Source organism: Terrabacter sp. 2TAF16, from assembly GCF_052115065.1.
Classification (GTDB): Bacteria; Actinomycetota; Actinomycetes; order Actinomycetales; family Dermatophilaceae; genus Terrabacter.
Genome location: NZ_JBFRFZ010000009.1, coordinates 52,672 through 70,141 on the forward strand (window position 1 = coordinate 52,672; position 17,470 = coordinate 70,141).

15 protein-coding genes and 1 pseudogene are annotated in these 17,470 nt (G+C 71.3%); 6 read left to right on the forward strand and 10 right to left on the reverse strand.

Going from position 1 to position 17,470, the window contains the following annotated elements; translation table 11 throughout:
* Positions 1-10 precede the first annotated feature (10 nt).
* Positions 11-1,435 carry a type I glutamate--ammonia ligase gene (glnA, locus tag AB4Z14_RS14930; RefSeq protein WP_442275873.1) on the reverse strand — a complete coding sequence of 475 codons (1,425 nt, stop codon included), beginning with the start codon at positions 1,433-1,435 and terminating at the stop codon, positions 11-13.
* 198 nt (positions 1,436-1,633) lie between these two features.
* Here glnA and AB4Z14_RS14935 point away from each other — a divergent pair, with 198 nt between their 5' ends.
* The gene (locus AB4Z14_RS14935) at positions 1,634-2,116 is read left to right on the forward strand and encodes an RDD family protein (protein ID WP_442275874.1); all 483 of its coding nucleotides are present in this window, start codon (positions 1,634-1,636) and stop codon (positions 2,114-2,116) included.
* A 56-nt stretch (positions 2,117-2,172) separates the two neighbouring features.
* On the opposite strand, the pseudogene AB4Z14_RS14940 reads toward AB4Z14_RS14935, so the two are convergent.
* From AB4Z14_RS14940 to lipB, 5 genes and pseudogenes are all read right to left on the reverse strand, one after another.
* A pseudogene (locus AB4Z14_RS14940) lies at positions 2,173-2,859 on the reverse strand (DUF4191 domain-containing protein); the annotation flags it as partial.
* A gap of 5 nt (positions 2,860-2,864) precedes the next feature.
* Entirely contained in the window at positions 2,865-3,890 is a 1,026-nt protein-coding gene (gene lipA, locus AB4Z14_RS14945) for a lipoyl synthase (RefSeq protein ID WP_442275875.1), read from the reverse strand.
* 123 nt (positions 3,891-4,013) lie between these two features.
* Complete coding sequence (locus tag AB4Z14_RS14950) at positions 4,014-5,063, reverse strand: ABC transporter permease subunit (RefSeq protein ID WP_442275876.1); 1,050 nt, start codon at positions 5,061-5,063, stop codon at positions 4,014-4,016.
* Complete coding sequence (locus tag AB4Z14_RS14955; protein WP_442275877.1) at positions 5,060-6,028, reverse strand: ABC transporter ATP-binding protein; 969 nt, start codon at positions 6,026-6,028, stop codon at positions 5,060-5,062. Before AB4Z14_RS14955 ends, AB4Z14_RS14950 begins: the two co-directional genes overlap by 4 nt.
* 144 nt (positions 6,029-6,172) lie before the next feature.
* Positions 6,173-6,832, reverse strand: a complete 660-nt coding sequence (gene lipB, locus AB4Z14_RS14960) for a lipoyl(octanoyl) transferase LipB (protein WP_442275878.1) — start codon at positions 6,830-6,832, stop codon at positions 6,173-6,175.
* A 36-nt stretch (positions 6,833-6,868) separates the two neighbouring features.
* Between lipB and AB4Z14_RS14965 the strand changes: the two genes are divergently transcribed.
* The gene (locus AB4Z14_RS14965; RefSeq protein ID WP_442275879.1) at positions 6,869-7,936 is read left to right on the forward strand and encodes a Gfo/Idh/MocA family protein; all 1,068 of its coding nucleotides are present in this window, start codon (positions 6,869-6,871) and stop codon (positions 7,934-7,936) included.
* Between the two features lie 124 nt (positions 7,937-8,060).
* Complete coding sequence (locus AB4Z14_RS14970) at positions 8,061-9,596, forward strand: protein kinase domain-containing protein (protein WP_442275880.1); 1,536 nt, start codon at positions 8,061-8,063, stop codon at positions 9,594-9,596.
* Here AB4Z14_RS14970 and AB4Z14_RS14975 read toward each other — a convergent pair.
* The 3 genes from AB4Z14_RS14975 to lpdA are packed head-to-tail and all read right to left on the reverse strand — an operon-like array spanning position 9,574 to position 13,759.
* Complete coding sequence (locus AB4Z14_RS14975; protein WP_442275881.1) at positions 9,574-10,482, reverse strand: TIGR01777 family oxidoreductase; 909 nt, start codon at positions 10,480-10,482, stop codon at positions 9,574-9,576. The genes AB4Z14_RS14970 and AB4Z14_RS14975 overlap by 23 nt on opposite strands.
* 24 nt (positions 10,483-10,506) lie before the next feature.
* Positions 10,507-12,348, reverse strand: coding sequence for a 2-oxoglutarate dehydrogenase, E2 component, dihydrolipoamide succinyltransferase (gene sucB, locus AB4Z14_RS14980; protein WP_442275882.1), 1,842 nt, complete (start codon positions 12,346-12,348; stop codon positions 10,507-10,509).
* 31 nt (positions 12,349-12,379) lie between these two features.
* On the reverse strand, positions 12,380-13,759 hold the full coding sequence (gene lpdA / locus AB4Z14_RS14985; RefSeq protein ID WP_442275883.1) for a dihydrolipoyl dehydrogenase: 1,380 nt from the start codon (positions 13,757-13,759) through the stop codon (positions 12,380-12,382).
* 201 nt (positions 13,760-13,960) lie between these two features.
* Between lpdA and AB4Z14_RS14990 the strand changes: the two genes are divergently transcribed.
* Both AB4Z14_RS14990 and AB4Z14_RS14995 read left to right on the forward strand, forming a co-directional pair.
* Positions 13,961-14,308 (forward strand): hypothetical protein, encoded by a 348-nt coding sequence (locus AB4Z14_RS14990; RefSeq protein WP_442275884.1) that lies wholly within the window; start codon positions 13,961-13,963, stop codon positions 14,306-14,308.
* Positions 14,309-14,441: 133 nt separating this feature from the next.
* Positions 14,442-14,630 carry a DUF5302 domain-containing protein gene (locus AB4Z14_RS14995; protein ID WP_020145427.1) on the forward strand — a complete coding sequence of 63 codons (189 nt, stop codon included), beginning with the start codon at positions 14,442-14,444 and terminating at the stop codon, positions 14,628-14,630.
* A gap of 63 nt (positions 14,631-14,693) precedes the next feature.
* Here AB4Z14_RS14995 and AB4Z14_RS15000 read toward each other — a convergent pair whose 3' ends face one another.
* Positions 14,694-16,163, reverse strand: a complete 1,470-nt coding sequence (locus tag AB4Z14_RS15000; protein ID WP_442275885.1) for a leucyl aminopeptidase — start codon at positions 16,161-16,163, stop codon at positions 14,694-14,696.
* Between the two features lie 184 nt (positions 16,164-16,347).
* Between AB4Z14_RS15000 and gcvT the strand changes: the two genes are divergently transcribed.
* Entirely contained in the window at positions 16,348-17,466 is a 1,119-nt protein-coding gene (gcvT, locus tag AB4Z14_RS15005) for a glycine cleavage system aminomethyltransferase GcvT (protein WP_442275886.1), read from the forward strand.
* Positions 17,467-17,470 lie beyond the last annotated feature (4 nt).

A 17,470-nucleotide genomic window follows, 5' to 3' on the forward strand; every position in this document is an offset into this window, starting at 1 on the left:
GTGAGGTCACTCAGATGTCGAAGTACATCTCGAACTCGTGCGGGTGCGGACGGAAGCGGATCGGGTCCACCTCGTTCTTGCGCTTGTACTCGACCCAGGCCTCGATGAGGTCCTGCGTGAACACGTCGCCCTCGAGGAGGTACTCGTGGTCGGCCTCGAGCGCGTCGAGCACCTCGGGGAGCGAGCCGGGCACCTGCTGGATCGCGGCGTGCTCCTCGGGCGGCAGCTCGTAGAGGTCCTTGTCGACCGGCTCCGGCGGCTCGATGCGGTTCTTGATGCCGTCGAGGCCGGCCATGAGCTGGGCGGCGAAGCAGAGGTACGGGTTCGCCGACGGGTCGGGAACGCGGAACTCGATGCGCTTGGCCTTCGGCGACGTCCCCGTGATCGGGATGCGGACGCAGGCCGAGCGGTTGCGGGCGGAGTAGACGAGGTTGACCGGGGCCTCGTAGCCGGGGACCAGGCGGTGGTACGAGTTCACCGTCGGGTTCGTGAAGGCGAGCAGCGACGGGGCGTGCTTGAGCAGGCCGCCGATGTACCAGCGCGCGAGGTCGGACAGACCGCCGTAGCCACGCTCGTCGTAGAAGAGGGGCTCGCCGTCCTTCCAGAGCGACTGGTGCGTGTGCATGCCAGAGCCGTTGTCACCGAAGAGCGGCTTCGGCATGAAGGTCGCGGTGTGGCCCTGCTTCCACGCGGAGTTCTTGACGACGTACTTGAACTTCATGAGGTCGTCGCCGGAGTGGAGCAGCGTGTTGAAGCGGTAGTTGATCTCCATCTGGCCCGCGGTGCCGACCTCGTGGTGGCTGCGCTCGACGTTGAGACCGACCTCCTTGAGGTCGAGGCAGATCTTGTCACGGAAGTCGGCGAAGTGGTCGACGGGGGAGACGGGGAAGTAGCCACCCTTGTAGCGGGTCTTGTAGCCCTTGTTGCCGCCCTCCTCGACACGACCGGTGTTCCACGCGGCCTCGATGGAGTCGAGGTAGTAGTACGACGCGTTCTGCTTGGTCTCGAAGCGGACGTCGTCGAAGATGTAGAACTCGGCCTCGGCACCGAAGTAGGCGGTGTCGGCGATGCCGGTGGACTTGAGGTACTCCTCGGCCTTGCTCGCGATGTTGCGCGGGTCGCGGCTGTAGCGCTCGTCCGTGAAGGGGTCGAGGATCGAGAAGTTCATGACCAGCGTCTTCTCGGCGCGGTACGGGTCGATGAAGGCCGTGGCGGGGTCGGGCACGAGCTTCATGTCGGACTCGTGGATCGCCTGGAAGCCGCGGATCGAGGACCCGTCGAACATCTGACCAACGGTGAAGAAGTCCTCGTCGACCGACTCAGCCGGCACGTTGAAGTGCTGCATGACACCGGGCAGATCGCAGAACCGAATGTCGACGAACTTGACGTCCTCGTCCTTGATGAACGTGAGGACCTCGTCAGCTGAGCTGAACATCCAACCTCCTGATGTGGGGCGAGGTCGTCGCCCGGTCCTGGGCTCCGCGGAGCGGCAGGGATCGAGGGACGGCCTCGTGCTGTCGGTGTCGACACTATCGACTGCCGATTTCTCGGCAATGACCCTCATGTTTCACGGGTGTTACGGATGGACAGGCCCGGGCAAAGAGCCCGAGCCGTGTCTCGTTACGCTGGACCCGTGGTGGACCGCAAGGATTTCGGCTCGTGGCTCGAGGGCCCGCGGGCGCGTACGAACGCCGAGGGGCAGTACCGAGGTCGCGACCTCGGCCTGCCGCCGAGTGGACCCGGCTCGGTGGCCGGCTTCGGCATCCGGTTCGCGGGCGTGCTCGTCGACTGGACCATCGCCTCGTTGATCGCCCGGGGCCTCTTCGGCGTGCCGCTGCCGTTCTCGCAGCCGCCGGCGTCCGGGGCCCAGGGTTTCGTCGTGCTCGCCGTGTTCGGCGTCGTGCACCTCGTGCTCGTCGGCACAGTGGGCTTCACGATCGGTCACCGGATCATGGGCCTGCAGGTGCGCTCGCTGGTCGGCGACCGCGTCCTGCCGCTCCAGGCGATCGCCCGCACCGTCCTGCTGTGCCTCTTCCTGCCCGCCGTGGTCTGGGACCGCGACGGCCGGGGACTGCACGACAAGGTGCCCAACACCGTCATCGTCCGAACCCGCTGACGCGAGGACGCGCCCCGAGACGACGGAGTATGCGGAAGGGCCGGTTCCCCAGGAACCGGCCCGGGCGGGAGCGGAGCGCGCAGGCCACCGAGGGCCTTGAGGCGCTTGTTGACGAGCGCCATCTCGTCCTTGGTGATCTGCGGCTTGAGGCGCTGGACCTTGCTCGCGAGCTTGGGCAGCGGGACCTCGTTCTCGCCCGAGCCGACGCGCATCGTCGTGACGGGGACACCGGGGGCGACCCGCTCGACACGCTTCTTCTCGGTGGCGAGCAGCTTCTGGACGCGGCTCGTGGGGCCCTCGCCGACGAGGACGACGCCGGGGCGGCCCAGCGCGCGGTAGACCATGGCGGCGGAGTTGATGTCGCCGGGACGCGCCACGTCGGCGGCGACGGGCTCACGGTCGGTGTACCAACCGCGACGGATCGAGGTGAGCGCCGCGCCGGCGGCACCGGCCTGGCCCTCGATCTGGCTGTAGGCGGCCCGCTCGGCCCGGCGGCTCATGATGATCGTCGCGGCGAGGACGCCGAAGAGCACCCCGAAGATGCCGAAGATCCACGGCAGCTTGACGAGGAAGCCGATGACGAGCAGCACCCCGAAGACGACGAGGAACGACAGCAGCATGAACCAGCCGATGAGCGGGTCAGCCTGCTTGGAGACCCGGTAGACGTCACGGATCTGGGACAGTCGTCCCTGCTTCTTCTCCTGGGGCGCGCTGCTCGCGTCGCCGTCCTTGTTGCGTGCCATGGTGCTCAGGATACGGCGCTCTGGGCGCGGGCCACCAACGACGCCGCCTCCTGGCGGGCGGGGGAGCCGGCGGCCTCGGCCAGGTGCGACAGGTGAGCGGGGATCTCGCGTCCCCACTTGCGCATCGCGGTGGCCCAGRGACGCCCGGCGCGGTACGACGAACGCACGAGCGGACCCGCCATGACGCCCTTGAAGCCCATCTCCTCGGCGACCTCTGACCAGTGGACGAACTCCTCGGGCTTGACCCACCGGTCGATCGGGTGGTGCAGCTTCGAGGGCCGGAGGTACTGCGTGATCGTGAGGATGTCGCAGCCGGCGTCGTGCAGGTCGCGGATGGCCTCCTCGATCTCGGTGTCGGTCTCGCCCATGCCGAGGATGAGGTTGCTCTTCGTGACGAGCTCGGCCTCACGCGCCATGCTCAGGACGCCCAGCGACTTCTCGTAGGTGAAGGCGGGACGGATCCGCCTGAAGATGCGCGGCACCGTCTCGAGGTTGTGCGCGAAGACCTCGGGCCGGGCGTCGAAGACCTGACCGACGAGCTCGGGCTTGGCGCCGAAGTCGGGCGGGAGGATCTCGACGCCGGTGTTGGGGTTGAGCAGGTGGATCTGGCGGATCGTCTCGGCGTAGAGGCCAGCGGCGCCGTCGGGCTGGTCGTCGCGGGCGACACCGGTCACCGTCGAGTAGCGCAGGCCCATCTGAGCGACCGACTCGGCCACGCGTCGCGGCTCGTCGAGGTCGAGGGTGGTCGGGCGACCCGTCGCGATGTCGCAGAAGTCGCAGCGCCGGGTGCAGACGTCACCTCCGATGAGGAAGGTGGCCTCCTTGTCCTCCCAGCACTCGAAGATGTTGGGACAGGCGGCTTCCTGGCACACCGTGTGCAGGCCCTCGGACTTCACCATCGAGTGCAGAGCGGTGTACTCGGGCCCCATCTTCGCGGTGGTCCTGATCCAGGACGGCTTGCGCTCGATGGGGGTCTCGGCGTTGCGCGCCTCGACGCGCAGCAGACGACGGCCGTCGGGAACGACAGACACACGGGCTCCTTGGTCGGGATTTGCTGCTCCGCACAGGTTACGCCTTCCCACGGACCGTCCCGGACCACCCTCGACGAGGGCGTATGCCGGGTGGCCGGGTCCGGGGGCAGGCGCGCCCGTGCGTCAGGTGACGTCGCGGCGCCGGAAGGCGGCGACCCCCGCGAGCACGACCGCAAGGGCGACGACGAGCAGGAAGACCCAGCCGTGCGTGTAGCTGAGGGTCCGCTCGGTGTAGTCGCACGACGAGGGCCCGCAGGACTCCGCGAGGTACGTGGTGCCCCGGTCGATGAACGCCTCGATGTTCTTCAGGACCGACCACGGCTGGAGCCGACCCTGCAGGAACGCCTGCATGACGATGCCCTCGACGACCACGGCGAAGCCGAGCACGGCCCCGATGATCGCGGCCGTGTGCCGCAGGAGCAGCCCGAGCGCCGCCCCGACGACTCCGGCGCCCAGTGCCAGCGCGACGATGCGCAGGCCGAGCACCGCGAGTGGCTCCTCGAGGGCCGGCGCTGGAGGCAGCTTGAGGTCCGATCCGGGTCGGTTGACGACGGCGACCATGCGGGCACCGAGGTTGGCCAGGACCAGGCCCAGGACGGCGATGGCGACGCCGCCGGCAGCTGCCGCCGTGAGCTTGCTGGCGGCGACGCGCAGTCGGCGGGGCTGGAAGGTGAGCCACAGGCCCATCGAGCCGGTGGAGAACTCGGCCCCGACGAAGCTCGCTCCGAGGAGCAGTGCCACGAAGGCGAGCAGCAGGGCGATGGTCTTGGCGATGCCCTCCGTGATCGTGTCGGCCAGGGGGAGCGCGAGGCCCATCTGCTCGAGCGTCGGGGCCTGGCCCTGCTGGTCGCATCCGAAGTCGAGCGTCGGGTCACCGCTGCGGTCGCGCTCGATGGCCTCCTGCTTGTGGCACTCCTCGACCATGCGCGGTGCCTCCTGCTGCATGATCCGGTAGCTGTCGAGCTGCTGGGCGATGCGCTCGGGCGAGCTCTCGTTGTAGGCGTTGTAGACCGTCGCGCCGATGAAGACGACGACGGCGGCCACGACCACCTTGGTCAGGCGGCGCCACCACAGACGGCGCAGCTCGACGCCGACGAGTCCGGCGAACGACGTGCCCTTCGGCCGCCGGTCGGCGCGGGGGCGGGAGTCGGGGGAGACGAGCGTGCTGCTCATGCAGCACCACCGCTCCGTCGTCCGCCCGCAGCCCGGTCGGCGTCGGTGCCGAGGCCCTCGTCGGCGGTGAGGGCGAGGAAGGCGGACTCGAGGTCCGGGCGCACCGGCACGAGCTCGGCGACGTAGAGGCCGTGCCCGGCGAGCGACCGGGTGACGGCAGACGGGTCGTCGGTCCCGACGACGAGGTAGGCGTCGTCGCGGGTCAGGGTGAAGCCGTCGGCGGTCAGCACCTCGGCGGCTCGGTCCGGGGAGGCGACTCCGACCCGCACCTGCGCGGTGCCGGCGCCCGCGCCGCCGAGGATGTCGCTGACGCGCCCCTCGGCGAGCAGCGACCCGTGCCCGATGATCGAGACCGTGTCGGCGACCTGCTCGACCTCGGCGAGGATGTGCGAGCTGACGAGCACCGTCTTGCCCTGTTCGCCGAGCGTCCGCATCGTGTCGCGCACCTCGCGGATCCCGGCGGGGTCGAGTCCGTTGGTGGGCTCGTCGAAGATGAGCAGGTCGGGGTCCTTGAGCAGCGTCGCCGCGATGGCGAGGCGCTGCTTCATGCCGAGCGAGAAGCCGGAGTACCGGTCGCGACCGCGGTCGCCGAGGTGCGTCGCCTCGAGGACCTCGTCGACGCGGTGGCGTGGGCTGCCGATCGCGCTCGCGAGCAGGGTGAGGTTCTGGCGGGCGGTGAACGCCGGGAAGAACTTCGGTGACTCGACGATCGCCCCGACCCGGTCGACGACGTGCGGCAGCCGCTTGGGCACCGCCTCGCCGAAGACCTCGGCGGTGCCGGAGTCGGCGCGCACGAGGCCGAGCAGCATCCGGATCGTCGTCGTCTTGCCGGAGCCGTTCGGCCCCAGGAAGCCGTGAACGCCCCCGAGGGGCACGGCCATCGACAAGCCGGTGACGGCGACGCGTCTCGACCCTCGGCTCAGGTACGTCTTGCGTAGGTTGACGGTGCGGACGGCGACGTCCATCGATCCCCCTGGTTCGACCGGTTGGTGGTCGACACCCTAGGGGTGGGCCCGACGGACCGCGCGCGGACCCGCCGGGCACGACACGGCATACGGTCTCGGGCCGGGCCGGGAGACGCCGGGACGGGCCGGTTCGGCCCGGACGGGTCAGGCGAGCGCGCGGCGGTTCGGCCGGAGAGCCGGGAGGATGTCGGCGAGGTGCTTCTCGACGTTGGGGAGCACCTCGGTGACCGGCACGTCGCGCCCGAGCTCGAACGACAGGGACGTGACCCCGGCACCGACGATGCCGCACGGGATGATGACCTCGCCCCACGACAGGTCGGGGTTGCAGTTGAGGGCGAAGCCGTGCATGGCGACCTGGCGGCTGACCCGGATGCCGATGGCACCGATCTTGCGGCGCGGGCCGCGGTCGTCGGCGGCGATCCACGTGCCGCTCTCGCCCTCGACGCGACCGGCCTCGACGCCGAAGTCGGCGCAGACGCGGATCATCATCTCCTCGATGTGCCGGACGTAGCCGACGACGTCGATGGGCGCGGGGAGCCGGACGATCGGGTAGCCGGTGATCTGGCCCGGACCGTGCCAGGTGATCTTGCCGCCGCGGTCGACGTCGATGACGGGCGTGCCGTCGTTGGGGCGCTCCTGCGGCTCGGTGCGCTTGCCCGCGGTGTAGACGACGCGGTGCTCGAGAAGGTAGACGGTGTCGGGCTCCTCGCCCGCGACGACCTTCGCGTGGGTGTCGCGCTGGACCTGCCACGCCTGCTCGTAGTCGACGAAGTCGGGGTCGAGACCGAGGTGGACGAAGCGCATGCGGCCACCCTACGCCGGGCGGCATACGATGCCGGAATGCCTGCCACCGAGCCGTCCCCGCCCACCCCGCTGCGTGTCGGACTCGTCGGCTACGGCTCGGCCGGCCGGGGCATCCACGCACCGCTCATCGGGCGCGCGGGGCTCACGGTGGCAGCCGTCTCGACGTCGAACGCGACCCGTGCCGACGAGGTGCGGGCCGACCTCCCGGGCGCCGAGGTCGTCCCCGACCTCGAGACGCTCCTCGGGATCGACGGCCTCGACCTCGTCGTCCTCGCGTCACCGAGCGGCGTGCACGCCGAGCAGGCCGAGCGCGTCATCGAGGCGGGCATCCCGCTCGTCGTCGACAAGCCGCTCGCCGTGGACGCGAGCCGTGCCCTCGACGTCGTCGACCTCGCCGCCCACCACGGCGTGCCCCTCACGGTCTTCAACAACCGGCGCTTCGACCCCGAGCTGGCCGCGCTGCGCATCGTGCGCGACGACGATCTCGTCGGTGACATCTGGAGGGCTGAATACCGTTGGGACCGTTGGCGTCCCGTGCCCAAGCAGAGGTGGCGCGAGCAGGTCACCGCCGCGGAGGGCGGCGGTCTGCTCCTCGACCTGCAGACCCACCTCGTCGACCAGGCGGTGCTCCTGCACGGTGAGGTCGAGTCGGTCTATGCCGAGGTCGACTCCCGCACGACGGTCGCCGACGACGACACCTTCCTCGCGTGCCGGCACACATCGGGGGTCGTCAGCCACGTCATGTCGAGCTCGGTCAACGGGGCTCCCGGCCCTCGCGCCCGCGTCAACGGCTCGGCGGGCTCCTTCGTCATCGGCCGCCAGGTCGACGACGTCAGCGCGTTCACCGAGTTCGAGAACGACGGGGACGCCATCGGCTGGATCGTGCGCGGTGACGAGCGCGAGCGGGGACCCGTCGTGACCGACGCCGACCAGGCGAACTTCTACCGGGCCGTCGCAGCCGCGCTCGTCTCGTCGGACCCGCAGGCGACGATGCCGGTCGACCCGCGCGATGCCGTGCACGTCCTCGCCGTCGTCGACGCCGCACGGACCAGCGCCCGGGACCGCAGGGTCGTCGACGTCGTGACGCCCGGCCAGACCCCCTGAGGGCGGGCCCGACACCGACCGCGGGTGGATGCCGGGTGACCCGGTCCGTCGTCGGGTGCGGTCCTCGTCGGAACGCTGTGGACGACGCGCCCGCGGCCCGGCGCGGCGCTGCTTGCATGGTCGGGTGACCGAGCACGAGCGAGAGAAGCGACCGGAGCAGCCGCCGGAGCGTCCCCACGTGCCGGGGCACCGTGTCGACGCCGTCATCGGGACGGGCGGTTCGGCGGTCGTGTGGTCGGGGGTCGACGCGACGGGGCGTCGGGTGGCGATCAAGGTGCCGCACCTCGTCCGCGACGAGCTCGACCGGCAGCAGTCACTCGCCGAGCAGCAGGTGCTGCTGGCCGTGCAGCACGACCACCTCGTGCCGCTCCGGTCGGTCGTGCCGCTCGCCGACGGTCGCGAGGCCCTCGTCTTCGACCTCGTCACCGGGGCAACGCTGTCCGCGATGGTGCGCAGTCGCGGACACCTGCGCGCGGGCGAGGTCGTCACCGTCCTGACTCCGGTCTGCGAGGCCGTCGCCCACCTCCACGCGGCGGGCGGGGTGCACGCCGACATCTCCCCGTCCAACGTCACCCTGACCTCCGACGGACGCCCCGTCCTGCTCGACCTCGGCGCCGTGCGCGTGCCCGGGCGCGAGCCCGGCGCCGTGCACGGCACGACCGGATACATCGCTCCCGAGGTGCTCCTCGGCGCGGCGCCGGACGAGTCCTCCGACGTGTACGCCCTCGGCGCCGTCGCGTGGTTCTGCCTCACCGGCAACGGAGCGCCGGACACGATGGTGCGGCTCGACGAGGAGATCATCGTCAGCCACGTCGGTCCCGAGCTCGCCGCCGTCGTCGCGGCGGCCATCGACCCCGACCCGACCCGACGTCCGCGTGCGGCCGAGCTGGCCGGCCTCGTCTACGACGCCGTCCCGGCCGAGCCCGTCGAGGTCGTCGTCGGGGCCGACCAGGCCTCGGCACTGACCCACCGGCTCCGGGCCGAGGCCGGGCGCGAGCCGGCACCCGCAGAGCAGGACTTCCGCAGGTGGCCTCGCCGGGCCGTCACGGCGGCGCTCGTCGCGGTGCCGCTGGTGGCCGCCGCGGGGTGGGCGTGGGCGGCCCGGGATCCCGCGTCGCCGACGCCAGCCTCGACCTCGTCGACCTCGTCGACCTCGTCGACCTCGTCGACCGCGTCGACCTCGTTGACGCCGACGACACCGGCGGTTCCGACGGCATCGCAGGCTCCGGGCGACAGCGCGGCGGACCGGGTGCTGCGGGACGCCACGAGCCCCTCGGCGCGGCCGGAGGACGTGATGCAGGCCCTGAGCGACCGGCGGTCGGCCGCCCTCGTCGGGCGGGACGCGACGGCACTGGCCCGCGTCCACGCGCCCGGCTCACCGAGCCTGTCGAGCGACCGGGCCCTGGTCTCGGGGCTCGTCGACGCCCGGGCGCGCTGGGAGGGGCTGCGGCTCGAGGTCGCCGAAGCGGCCTTCGTGACGGGGTCACCCACGGAGGCGGTCGTGCGCGCCCGGGTCGACTGGACGGCATACGTCGTCGTCAGCGGGGGTGGTGCACGGCTCGTGAGACCGGCGGACGCCGGCCGTCAGCTCGACTTCCGGCTCGTGCGCGGGTCCGAGGGGTGGCGGATCAGCGCGATCAGCGCTTCACCAGCCACCTGACGGCCCCGCCGAGGTCGGGGTGCTCGAAGGTGAAGCCGGAGGCGAGCAGGGCCTCGGGCTCGACCCGCTGGCTCGCGACGACGTAGTCGGCGAACTCGCCGATGACGGCGCGCAGGGCGAAGCGGGGTGCGGGGACGAAGGCCGGGCGTGACAGCGCCGAACCGATGGCCGACGCGATCTCACCCTGTCGGGCGACCCCGGGCGCGACGAGGTTGAACGGGCCGGCGAGCTCGGGATGGTCGACGAGGTGCAGGATCGCGCGGACCTCGTCGACGAGGGTGATCCACGGCCACCATTCGCGCCCTGATCCCATCGGGCCGCCGAGGCCGAGACGTCCGAGCCGGACGACCTGCTCGAAAGCGCCGCCCTCCGGAGCCATGACGAGCCCGGTGCGGACGAAGGCGACGGGGAGACCCGCGTCGACAGCCGGCTGCGCTGCGCTCTCCCACCGCACGACGACGCCGGAGAGGAAGTCCTGTCCCGGCTCGCTCGTCTCGGGCAGGTGCTCCTCGCCCCGGTCACCGTAGTAGCCGACGGCCGACGCGTTGACGAGACGGATGGCCTCGCCGGTGCGGTCGCGGTGGGCGACCAGGGCCTGGGCCACCGTACCCGTCGCGTCCGTGCGCGAGCGCTCGACCTCGCGCTTGTGCTCGGGGTTCCACCGTCGGTCGCCGATGCCGACGCCGGCGAGGTTGACGACCGCGTCGACCCCGTCGAGCGCCCGCTCGTCGATACGGCCACGGCTGGGGTCCCACTGGACCTCGTCCGGGGCGGAGGTAGTGTGGCGCACGAGGCGCACGACCTCGTCGCCGCGTTCGGCGAGCGCACGACGAAGCGCGCCGCCGATCAGGCCGGACGAGCCGGTGACGGCGACGCGCTTCGTCATGGGGTGCTCCTCATGCAGGCGACCTCAGGCCTCGAACTGGCCCTCTTCGAGCCTGGCCTTCATCGTGCCGAGGAACCGAGCGGCGTCGGCCCCGTCGACGATGCGGTGGTCGTAGGACAGCGCGAGGTACATCATCGAGCGGATCGCGATGGTCTCGCCGCCGTCGGCGTCGGTGACGACGACGGGCCGCTTGACGATCGCGCCGGTGCCGAGGATGGCGACCTGCGGCTGGTTGATGATCGGCGTGTCGAAGAGCGCGCCGCGGCTGCCGGTGTTGGTGATGGTGAAGGTGCCACCGGCCAGGTCGTCGGGCGTGATCTTGTTGCTGCGCGTGCGCGCAGCGACGTCGGCGATCGCCCGGGCGAGGCCGGCGATGTTGAGGTCACCGGCGTTCTTGACGACCGGGACGATGAGGCCCTTCTCGGTGTCGACGGCGATCGAGAGGTTCTCGCTGCCGTGGTAGACGACCTCGTCGCCGTCGATGCTCGCGTTGACCATCGGGTGCGCCTTGAGCGCCTCGGTGGCGGCGAGGGCGAGGAACGGCAGGAAGCTGAGCTTCGTGCCCTCCCGTGCCTCGAAGTCGCTCTTGACCTTGGCGCGCAGGCGGGCCACCTTCGTGAGGTCGACCTCGACGACGGTCGTCAGCTGGGCCGAGACCTGGAGCGACTCGACCATGCGGGTCGCGATGACCTTGCGCAGGCGCGTCATCTTCTCCCGCGTGCCGCGCTTCGGCGAGACCGCCGCCGCAGCGGACGAGGCACCCGACGGAGCGGATGCCGCGGGGGCGGCGGGCGCGGCAGCCGGGGCTGCCGGGGCGGGAGCCGGGGCCTTCGCGGCCTCGGCGGCGTCGAGCACGTCCTGCTTGCGGATGCGACCGCCGACGCCCGTGCCGGTGATCGACCCGAGGTCGACACCGTGCTGGTTCGCGAGCTTGCGCACGAGCGGCGTGACGTAGGCGGCGGCGTCGTCGCGCGACGGAGTCGCAGCCGATGCCGTCGGTGCGGCGGCCTCGGGGGACTGCTGGGCGGGGGCGCGCTCGGCGTCGGCCGGCTTGCCGGCAGCCTCCTGCGTCGCCTCCTCCGGCTGCTCCTGGGCCGGAGCCTTCGGTGCCTCGGCGGCGGGTTCCGGTGCCTTCTCCGGCTCGGGCTCCGGCTCCGGTGCCTTCGCGGGCTCGGGCTCGGGTGCCTTGGCGGGGTCGGCGGCCGCGGCGGCCGCGCCACCGCCGATGACGGCGAGGTCGGCACCCACCGGCACGGTGTCGTCCTCCTGGACGAGGATCTTGGTCAGGGTGCCGGCGACCGGCGACGGGATCTCGGTGTCGACCTTGTCGGTCGAGACCTCGAGGAGCGGCTCGTCGACGGCGACCTCGTCGCCCTCGGACTTGAGCCAGCGGGTGACGGTGCCCTCGGTCACGGACTCGCCGAGCGCCGGCATGGTCACGGTCTGGCCGTCGCCACCACCGGACGACGACGCAGCAGCCTGGGGCGCCTCGGCCTGCTCGGCCTCGGGCTCGCTGGTCGCGGCCTGCGGCTCCTGCTCGGTGCTCGGGGCCTCGGGTGCCGGGGCGGCCTGCTCGGGCTCGGGGGCCTGCTCCGCGGCCGGGGCGTCGCCACCGGACGCGGGAGCCTCGCCGTCGCCGATGACGGCGAGATCGGCGCCGACGGGGACGGTGTCGTCCTCCTGGGCGAGGATCTCCTGGAGGGTGCCCGCCACAGGGGAGGGGATCTCGGTGTCGACCTTGTCGGTCGAGACCTCGAGCAGCGGCTCGTCGACCTCGACGCGGTCACCGACGTTCTTCAGCCAGCGGGTGACGGTCCCCTCGGTGACTGACTCACCCAGGGCCGGCATGGTCACGCGTTCTGACATGACGTGTTTTCTCCTCTTCCCAGTTTCTGGCTCAAGCGTGTGCGTGCAGGGGCTTACCCGCCAAGGCCAAGTGTGCCTCGCCGAGCGCCTCGTTCTGTGTGGGGTGCGCGTGGATGAGACCGGCGACGTCCTCCGGGTGCGCCTCCCAGTTGACGATGAGCTGTGCCTCGCCGATCTGCTCGCCCATCCGGGCGCCGATCATGTGGACGCCGACGACGGGTCCGTCGACCTGCCGCACGAGCTTGACGAAGCCCTGGGTGCCGAGGATCTGGGACTTGCCGTTGCCGCCGAGGTTGTACTCGTACGTCGCGACGTCACCGTGCTTCTCGCGGGCCTGGACCTCGGTGAGTCCGACGCTCGCGATCTCGGGGTCGCAGTACGTGACGCGGGGGATGCCCATCTCGTCGATGGCAGCGGGAGCGAGGCCTGCGATCTCCTCGGCGACGAAGATGCCCTGGGCGAAGCCGCGGTGCGCGAGCTGGAGGCCGGGCACGATGTCACCGACGGCGTAGACGCCCGCGGCGCTGGTGCGCAGCCGCTCGTCGGTGGGCACGAAGCCGCGGTCGACGGTGACGCCGGCGTCTTCGTAGCCCAGGCCCTCGGTGACCGGGCCGCGCCCGACCGCGACGAGGAGCAGGTCGGCCTCGATGGTCTCGCCCGACTCGAGCGACACCGTGACCACGTCGCCCTGCTGGGTCGCGCCGGCGAAGCGCACACCGGTCTTGAAGGCGATCTTGCGCTTGCGGAAGGAGCGTTCGAGCTGCTTGCTGATGGCTTCGTCCTCGGCCGCGACGAGACGCGGGAGCGCCTCGACGATCGTCACCTCGGAGCCGAAGCTCTTGAAGACGGAGGCGAACTCGACGCCGATGACACCGCCACCAAGCACCACGACCCGGGCCGGCACGTGGTCGATGGCGAGGGCCTGCTCGCTCGTCATGATGCGGCCGCCGATCTCGAGCCCCGGGAGCGACTTCGCATAGCTGCCGGTGGCGAGCACGACGTTGCGACCGGTGATGCGGCGGTCGCCGACGACGACGGTGTGGGGCCCGTCGAGGACGCCCGACCCCTCGACGTAGTCGATCTTCGCGGCCTTCACGAGACCCTGGAGTCCCTTGTAGAGGCGGCTGATGACGCCGTCCTTGTAGGCGTTGACGCCCGACATGTCGACGGACTCGAAGGTCGTCTTCACCCCGAAGCTCGCACCCTCGCGGGCGACGTCGGCAACCTCGGCGGCGTGGAGCAGCGCCTTGGTCGGGATGCAGCCCTGGTGCAGGCACGTGCCGCCCAGACGCCCCTTCTCCACGAGTGCCACGGAGAGCCCCAGCTCTGCCGACCGCAGGGCACAGGCGTAGCCGCCGGACCCTCCACCGAGAATGACGACGTCGTAGTCGCCTGCGGCACCAGCCGGCATGTGCATGTGCTCCTTCGGGTGAATCGCCTGCTCCCGCCGTCGTGCAGCAGGAGTCCGCGGACGTTCTGGCGTACGCGTGGGTGGGCGTACGGGTGGGCGTGCAAGAGCATCTTGTCATTGATCGGATGAGACGTCACAGGCAGGTCACGCCTCCCGGCGCGCTGTGGTGGTGAGCACGGGTCGACCCCGTACAGTGCCGCCATGGGCTGGTTCTCACGACGCGGCAGCCGCAAGGGCAATCCCTTCCCCGGCCGGTCCGACGGGCCGCAGATGGAGATCGACCGGAAGGCGGTCGACCAGCACCTGCGCGCGTTCGTCGAGTCCCGGCTCGGTGTCGAGGCCTACGTCGAGCCCGCCACGAGCGTCAGCCCCACGACCATCGTGCTCATCGCGTGGGACGGGGAGTGGACGCGTCGCGCCGTGCCCTCGCCCAAGGACGGCTTCGAGATCAGCCAGAAGCTCGGCGTCCCGGTCTACGACGTCAACAAGACGGGCTATCCCAACCGGATGCGCGAGTGGAGCAAGCGCCGACGTCAGGGTGACGCCTGACCCGGCGACACGGCATACGACCTCGTGGTCGGTTGCCGGGCAAAAGGGGTGGACCGGGTCCCGGTTCGCTGACAGGGTGAAAAGCGTTCAGTCCGTGCCGGATTCGGCGCCACAGCACACAGGAGGTTCTCGAATGTCGAAGCAGGATGGCGAATCCAGCGGTCCCAGCGAGGAGATGAAGGCCAAGTTCCGTGCGGCCCTCGACAAGAAGCACGCCCACGGTGGCAAGGACGTCTCCGACGACCACGACCGCACCAAGGTGCACGGTGCACACGGCCCCGCCAAGGCCCAGCAGATGTTCCGTCGCAAGTCCGGCGGCTGACCCCAGCCGCACACGCCGAGAGGCCCCGTTCCGTCACGGAACGGGGCCTCTCGCACGTCGGCGTCAGACGTAGGACTCGGCGAGCCCCACGAGGGTGCGCACCCCGAAGCCGGTGCCGCCCTTGGGCCAGTAGCCCGTCGGTGCCTTGTCGTTGTAGGCCGGTCCGGCGATGTCGAGGTGGCTCCACGGGATGCCCTCGCCGACGAACTCGCCGAGGAAGAGGCCGGCGGTCAGCATGCCACCCTCGGCGCCGCCCTTGTGCGCGAGATCGGCGTTGATCGAGTCGAGGCCCGGACGCAGCTCGGTCGGCAGCGGCATCGGCCACATGGCCTCGCCGACCGTCGACGCAGCGTCGAGGACCCGGGTGCGGAAGTCGTCGTCGTTGCCCATGACGGCGGCCGTGTTGGCGAGCGCGACGACCTGCGCACCGGTGAGGGTCGCGATGTCGACGATGGCGTCGGGCTTGGTCTCCGAGGCCAGGGCGATGCAGTCACCGAGGACCATGCGGCCCTCGGCGTCGGTGTTGAGCACCTCGACGGTCGTCCCGCCACGCATCGTCACGACGTCGCTCGGCCGCTGGGCCGTGGAGCTCGGCATGTTCTCGGCCAGGCCGAGGTAGCCGGTGACGGCGATCGGGAGACCGAGCTCGGCGATGGCGAGGACGGCACCGGCGACGGCGGCCGCTCCCGCCATGTCGCACTTCATCGTCAGCATCCCGTTGGCCGGCTTGATGCAGAGGCCGCCCGAGTCGAAGGTGATGCCCTTGCCGACGAAGGCGATGGACGCCTTGGGACGCGTCGGGGTGTAGCTGAGGACGGCGATCCGCGGCTCGTTGGCCGAGCCCTGGCCGACGCCCACGGTGCCCCCGAAACCGCCGGCCCGGAGCGCCTTCATGTCGTAGGACTTGAGCTTGACCTTGGTGCCCTTGACGCGGTCGGCGAGCGAGTCGACGAAGGTCTCCGGGTAGAGCAGGTTCGGCGGGAGGTTGACGAGGTCGCGCGTGTAGGCGACGGCCTCGCCGAGCGCGGCAGCGCGCTTGACCGCGCGACGCGAGGCGGCGTCGGCCGGGCCGACGAGGGCGACCGCGTCGACGGCATCGGTGCTGCGCGTCCCCGCCTTGGACACGGCATACGCCCCGAGGGCCACGCCCTCGGCGACGGCGGAGACGATCTCGACGGACGTGCCGGGCACGACGACCGCGACCTTCTTCTTGCGGCTCAGGCTGCGGATCGCGCCACCGAAGCCCTGGCGGACGTCCTCGAGGGCGGACGCGTCGCCGGACAGCTCGCCGACACCGGCGAGCACGACGAGCGTGGCGGCGACCTCCGGCACGGCCGCGAGGGTCGTGACCTCGCCGACCTTGCCGGCGAGCTCGAGGTCGGTGACGACGGACTTGAGGTGGGCGACGGTCTTGCGGGGAAGTCCGTGGCCGGGCGCCAGAGCGGCACCGCCGTCACCGGGGACGAGCGCGACGACGAGCGCGTCGCCGGCCGTGTCGGCGGCCGAGCGGTTCGAGATGGTCAGGTTGGCCACGAAGGACTCCTTTGTCGAGGTGCTGACGGGCGCACGGTCAGAGCACGTCATGAGGGGTGCGTCGGTGGTGCGTCGGTGGTGCACGGTTTCGTGCGCCGGTCGGCCTCACGACACCGCCGCGGGTGGCGGCGTTCGATGATAACGAGCGGAGGCGGCACACCCGCCGGGCGGTAGGTTGGCGCCCATGACGACAGCGACGTCGGGGACGACCTCCCCGCTGACCTCACCCCTGCACGACCGCCACGTCGCCCTCGGCGCGAAGATGGCCGACTTCGGTGGCTGGGACATGCCGATCGAGTACCCCGGCGGCGGCGTCGTCGCCGAGCACACCGCGGTGCGCGAGCGCGTCGGCGTGTTCGACGTGAGCCACCTCGGCAAGGCCTCGGTGACGGGTCCCGGCGCGGCCGACTTCGTCAACGCGTGCCTGACCAACGACGTGCGCCGCATCCAGCCGGGCTCGGCGCAGTACACCCTGTGCTGCGACGACGCGGGCGGCGTCGTCGACGACCTCATCGTCTACCTCAAGTCCGACGACGACGTCTTCCTCATCCCCAACGCGGCCAACACCGCCGAGGTCGTGCGCCGCCTGCAGGCCGCCGCGCCGGAGGGCATCACCGTCACGAACCTGCACCGCGACTACGGCGTCATCGCCGTCCAGGGCACGAAGAGCGACGAGGTGCTCGAGTCCCTGGGGCTGCCGACCGGCCACGACTACATGTCCTTCGTCGAGGCGGACTGGCAGGGCCGGCCCGTCATCGTCTGTCGTACCGGCTACACCGGGGAGCGCGGCTACGAGCTCGTCCCGCGCTGGGACGACGCCCCGGCGCTCTGGGACGCCCTCGTGGCGGCGCTCGAGCCGTTCGACGGCAAGCCGTGCGGCCTCGGTGCGCGCGACACGCTCCGAACCGAGATGGGCTACCCGCTGCACGGACAGGACCTGTCGCTGCAGATCTCACCCGTCCAGGCTCGCGCCGGCTGGGCCGTGGGTTGGAAGAAGGACACCTTCTGGGGAAAGCAGGCCCTCGAGGCCGAGCGGGCCAACCCGACGCGCCTCATGCGGGGCCTGCTCGTGACCGGCCGCGGCATCCCGCGGGCGCACTGCACCGTCTCGTGGAACGGCGCGGCAGCCGGCGAGGTCACCTCCGGCACCTTCTCGCCCACGCTCAAGCAGGGCATCGCGCTCGCGCTGCTGAACCCCGAGATCGCCGACGGTGAGACGGTGTCGATCGACGTGCGCGGCCGTGCCCTCGAGGCCACCGTGGTCAAGCCGCCGTTCGTCCAGGTGCAGGTCCGCGAGGGCTGAGTCC